Here is a 4,488-nt window from a genome sequence, read left to right as displayed (position 1 = left end):
GCGGCGTCTGGGTGGTCGGGGGAGGAGGCGGAGAAGGCGGTGGAGCGACCGCGGGTGGCGAACCGACCGTGAAGGCGAAGACGATTTCGTCGATCTGGTCGGTGGCGCCGTCGTCGGCGAACTCCTGCAGCCTTGCGGTGTACGACCCGGACGCCAGGGCCGCGGTCGCTCCAGGCGGCCCGGCCGCGGCAGTCCCCGCCGGTGTCGCCTCGCTGTCATACGTGCAGACGAAGGTCTCGCCCTCGTCGGGATCATCGAAGGCGCACGGCTGGAAGGACACCAAGGTGTCGTCGTCGCGGGTGACGGTCCATCGGACGCCGCCAGCGTGCATCTCGCGTGATCCCTCGAGGACGATCCGGTCGCCGTCGGGGAGGTCCGGCGACGTGGTGACCCCGAAACGGGACGGTTGGATGCGCAGCGTGATCGGGGTTTTCTCAGACTCCTCTTCCTGAGCGTTGACTGCGTGAGCAGTCAGCTGGACCAAGGTCCCCGTGTCGGGGTCCTGCGGGAACTCGCGGGCGCTCATCGAGCAGGTCCACGCCGTGAGGTCGGGGATGTCTTGGCCGAAGCAATCGACCTCAGATCCATCGGAGACCCGCTGGACGACGACCGATGTGCCGACTGGCTTGGTTCCCGCGACGAACGGGGACTCGTAATACGCGACGGTCACGTCGTCGTAGCCGGACTGCATCGCCGGCGGGTCCGGGGGTGCAGCAGACGCCGGCGTCGCGAGGGCGACGACGGGGATCAGAGCCCAGATCAGGACCAGAAGTGCAGAGCAGGGCCGACGCCCCCGTAAAGCCATCCCCCGAGGGTAGGACAGCGTGCTCCGCTGATCCAGCATCCGAGAAATCTCGCGGCCGATCTGGGCGATGAGCTCCGACGGCCGCATCACGCTAAGGCTGAAGATCGAGCAGCGCCACCAGGCGGTCCAGCAGCTGGGCCTGGGCGGCGACGATCACGGCACGTGCCCGGTCCGGCGACATCCACCTGACCCGGTCGATCTCCGGGAACGACTGCACGCGGCCCGACCTCGGCGGCCAGACCAGCTCGAAGGTACCGGGACGGATCGACTTGGGATCGACGGCGTGCTCGACGGCCCAGGCCCGCACCGTCTTGCCGCCGGACTGCACCACCTCGCCGAGGTCGACGAAGCCCTCGGTGGGGGCCGGCAGACCGAGCTCCTCGGCGAATTCGCGCTGTGCGGTGTGCAGGGGCGATTCGTCGCCCTCAGGCAGGCCTTTGGGGATCGTCCACGCGCCCGCGTCCTTGCTGGCCCAGAACGGTCCGCCCATGTGCCCCAGCAATATCTCCAATCCGTCGACGGAGCTTCTCCACGGCAGCAGGCCGTAGCTGTGCGTGGTCACCGAGGATCGTCCCGGCGTCGTCGCGACTGCGCGACCCGTGCCGCCAACAGGTGGTCGGGAGGATAAACGATCTCCTCGAGGGTCAGGCCGTGCGCGGGCATGACCCTGACCCGGGCGTCTCGGGTCCCGCCGGCGAGGATTTCGCCGGCCCAGGTCGGGTCATGACGGCCCTCGCCGACCGCGACGAGAGCGCCCATCAGGGATCGGACCATCGAGTGGCAGAACGCGTCGGCGCGCACGGTGGTCTCGATCCGTCCGCCGGTTCGCACCGATGCGAGTTCGCGGAGCTCGCGAATCGTGGTGGCACCCTCGCGTTTCTTGCAGAAGGACGCAAAATCGTGCTCCCCGAGCAGATGTGTCGACGCGGCGTTCATGGCGTCGACGTCGAGCGGTCGACGATGGGTGACCACGGTGCCGCGGGTCAGTGGATCGGGAATCGTGTCGCAGAGTCGGTAGATGTAGCGACGTTCGAGTGCTGCGAACCGAGCATCGAAACCCTCAACTGCCTCGGTGACTTCTCGGATCGAGATGTCGGCCGGCAGCACTCGTTGGAGCCGACGGGTCAGCACGACGGGGTCGACCTCGTCCAGGTCGACGTGTGCTACCTGCGCCCGCGCGTGCACCCCGGTGTCCGTGCGACCCGCGACCGTCAACGAGGCGAGGGCGGGAAGTCGCATGACCGTTGCGATGGCCGTCTCGATCTCACCTTGCACGGTGCGCAGCCCCGGTTGCGTTGCCCACCCGTGAAACGCAGCGCCGTCATAGGCGAGGTCAATTCTCAGGCGCACGCCGCCACGCTATCTGCTGGCCACCATGACGAGCGCGAGTTGCAGCTACTACTTCTTCCAGCGCTCGGCGGCCGGGACGAAATCAAGCGTGCGATCGCCGGTGTAGATCTGTTTGGGGCGGGCGATCTTCTGCTCCTTGTCGTCCACGAGCTCCTTCCACTGCGCCAGCCAGCCGGCTGTGCGGGGAATGGCGAACAGCACCGTGAACATCTCGGGCGGGAATTTGAGCGCTTCGTAGATCAGGCCGGAGTAGAAGTCGACGTTCGGGTACAGCTTGCGGCTGACGAAGTAGTCGTCCTCCAGCGCGATGCGCTCTAGTTCCTGGGCGATCTCCAGCAGCGGGCTGACGCCGGTGACTTCAAAGACGTCATCGACAGCCTTCTTGATGATCGTGGCACGCGGGTCGTAGTTCTTGTAGACGCGGTGCCCGAAGCCCATGAGCTTCTCGTCGCCATTCTTGACGCCCTCGATGAACGCCGGAATCTTGTCCTTCGAGCCGATCCGCCGCAGCATCTTGAGCACGGCCTCATTGGCGCCGCCGTGCAGCGGACCGTACAGCGCTGCGATGCCAGCGCTGACCGCTGAATAGGGGTCGACGTCAGAGGAACCGACGGAGCGGACCGCGTTGGTGGAGCAGTTCTGCTCGTGATCGGCATGCAAGATGAACAAGACTTCAAGCGCCCTGGAGATGCGCGGGTCGGGGTCGTACTCCTGCTCGCTCATCTTGAACAGCATCGACAGGAAGTTCTCGGTGTAGGAGAGATTGTTGTCGGGGTACACATACGGCTTGCCCTGCGCGTGACGGAAGCTCCACGCGCCGAGGGTCGGCATCTTGGCGATCAGCCGAACGATCTGCTCGTGCCGGATCTGTGGATCGCGGATGGCTCGCGCCTCAGGGTAGAAGGTCGACAGGGCGCCCACGCTCGACAGCAGCATGCCCATGGGGTGCGCGTCGTAACGGAAGCCCTGCAGCTGCCGCTTCATGTTCTCGTGCACGAAGGTGTGAAATGTGATCTCGTGCACCCACTGCTCGTGCTGCTCCTGGGTGGGCAGCTCGCCATGAATCAACAGGTAAGCGACCTCCAAAAAGGTGGAGTGCTCAGCCAGCTGCTCGATGGGGTACCCGCGATACTCCAAGATTCCCTTGTCGCCGTCGATGTAGGTGACAGCGCTGCGGGTTGACGCAGTGTTGGTGAAACCGGGGTCGTAGAGGGCGATTCCGGGCTCGTCATCGGTCCTGCCGATCTGGCCCATGTCGCTGGCGCGCACGGTTCCGTCGACGATGTCGAGCTCGTACTCCTCACCGGTGCGGTTGTCGCGGACGGTCAAGGACTGCTTCTCGGTCACGATGGGTCTCCTGTGACGGTGGCGTCGCGCCAGCGAGGTGGAGCTGGCCTCACAAATCTAGTCCGGCTGGGGCCCGCACGCCGCACGGGGTGCGGTGGGCCGCCCGTTTTGACCGCGTGTGCCAGCGGCGGTTACCCTTGTGTGTCGTCGTTCTTGCCTGCTCTGTGCTGGTCACCAACGTGTGTTCCAGCCGTGCTGCTGCGGACGACATTCCAGACTCCATCCGAAGTAGAAGGAACTTGTCGTGCGCACGTTCAGCCCCAAGCCTGCTGACCTCGATCGTCAGTGGCATGTCATTGACGCCGAGGACATTGTCCTGGGTCGTCTGTCTGTCGAAGCCGCCACGCTGCTGCGTGGCAAGCACAAGCCGACCTTCGCCCCGCACATGGACGGCGGAGATTTCGTCGTCATCATCAACGCGGCCAAGGTCGCCCTGTCGGGAAACAAGCGCACCGACAAGCTGGCCTACCGCCACAGCGGGTACCCGGGCGGACTGAAGTCCATCGCCTATGGCGATCTGCTCGAGAAGGATGCACGCAAGGCGATCGAGAAGTCGGTGCGCGGCATGCTTCCCAAGAACCGTCTCGGCGACCAGCTCATCACCAAGCTCAAGGTCTACTCCGGCCCCGAGCACCCGCACGCCGCCCAGAAGCCCCAGCCGTTCGAGATCACGCAGATCTCCCAGTAAGGATTGACATCGTGGCCGACACTGCAACCGAAGAGACCGAATTCACGCCCAACGCCGAAGGCGTCGCGTACACCTCCGAGACCACCGGCTCCGCCGTGGTCTCCGACCAGCCCGCCACCGTCGCCCCCGGCGCGGCGACAGGTCGCCGCAAGGAGGCCATTGCGCGGGTGCGCATCGTGCCCGGCACGGGTGTGTGGACCGTCAACGGCAAGCCGTTGGAGGAGTACCTCCCCAACAAGCTGCACCAGCAGATCGCCAAGGAGGCCTTCGCGGCCACCGGTCTGGAAGATCGCTTCGA

The 4,488-nt window shown here is 65.6% G+C and carries 6 protein-coding genes; 2 read left to right on the top strand and 4 right to left on the bottom strand.

From position 1 onward, the window contains the following. The 4 genes from WB508_RS06995 to WB508_RS06980 form a co-directional block, all read right to left on the bottom strand. A partial coding sequence (locus WB508_RS06995; protein WP_423844164.1) for a hypothetical protein occupies window positions 1-805 on the bottom strand: 805 nt, incomplete at its 3' end. Between the two features lie 91 nt (window positions 806-896). Beyond that, entirely contained in the window at window positions 897-1,367 is a 471-nt protein-coding gene (locus WB508_RS06990) for an NUDIX domain-containing protein (protein ID WP_423844163.1), read from the bottom strand. Next, on the bottom strand, window positions 1,364-2,155 hold the full coding sequence (gene truA / locus WB508_RS06985) for a tRNA pseudouridine(38-40) synthase TruA (protein WP_423844162.1): 792 nt from the start codon (window positions 2,153-2,155) through the stop codon (window positions 1,364-1,366). The genes WB508_RS06990 and truA overlap by 4 nt, the downstream gene beginning before the upstream one ends. A 48-nt stretch (window positions 2,156-2,203) precedes the next feature. After that, complete coding sequence (locus WB508_RS06980; RefSeq protein WP_423844161.1) at window positions 2,204-3,502, bottom strand: citrate synthase; 1,299 nt, start codon at window positions 3,500-3,502, stop codon at window positions 2,204-2,206. 244 nt (window positions 3,503-3,746) lie between these two features. On the opposite strand from WB508_RS06980, the gene rplM reads away from it, so the two are divergent. Then, window positions 3,747-4,190 carry a 50S ribosomal protein L13 gene (gene rplM / locus WB508_RS06975; RefSeq protein ID WP_423844160.1) on the top strand — a complete coding sequence of 148 codons (444 nt, stop codon included), beginning with the start codon at window positions 3,747-3,749 and terminating at the stop codon, window positions 4,188-4,190. Between the two features lie 11 nt (window positions 4,191-4,201). Then, the coding region (gene rpsI, locus WB508_RS06970; protein WP_423844159.1) for a 30S ribosomal protein S9 at window positions 4,202-4,488 on the top strand (287 nt) is incomplete at its 3' end.

Origin of the sequence: Aeromicrobium sp. (assembly GCF_049586495.1) — a bacterium.
In the GTDB taxonomy this organism is placed as follows: Bacteria; Actinomycetota; Actinomycetes; order Propionibacteriales; family Nocardioidaceae; genus Aeromicrobium.
The sequence above is the reverse complement of the archived record's forward strand: the minus strand, read 5'-3'. Positions and strand labels throughout refer to the sequence as shown.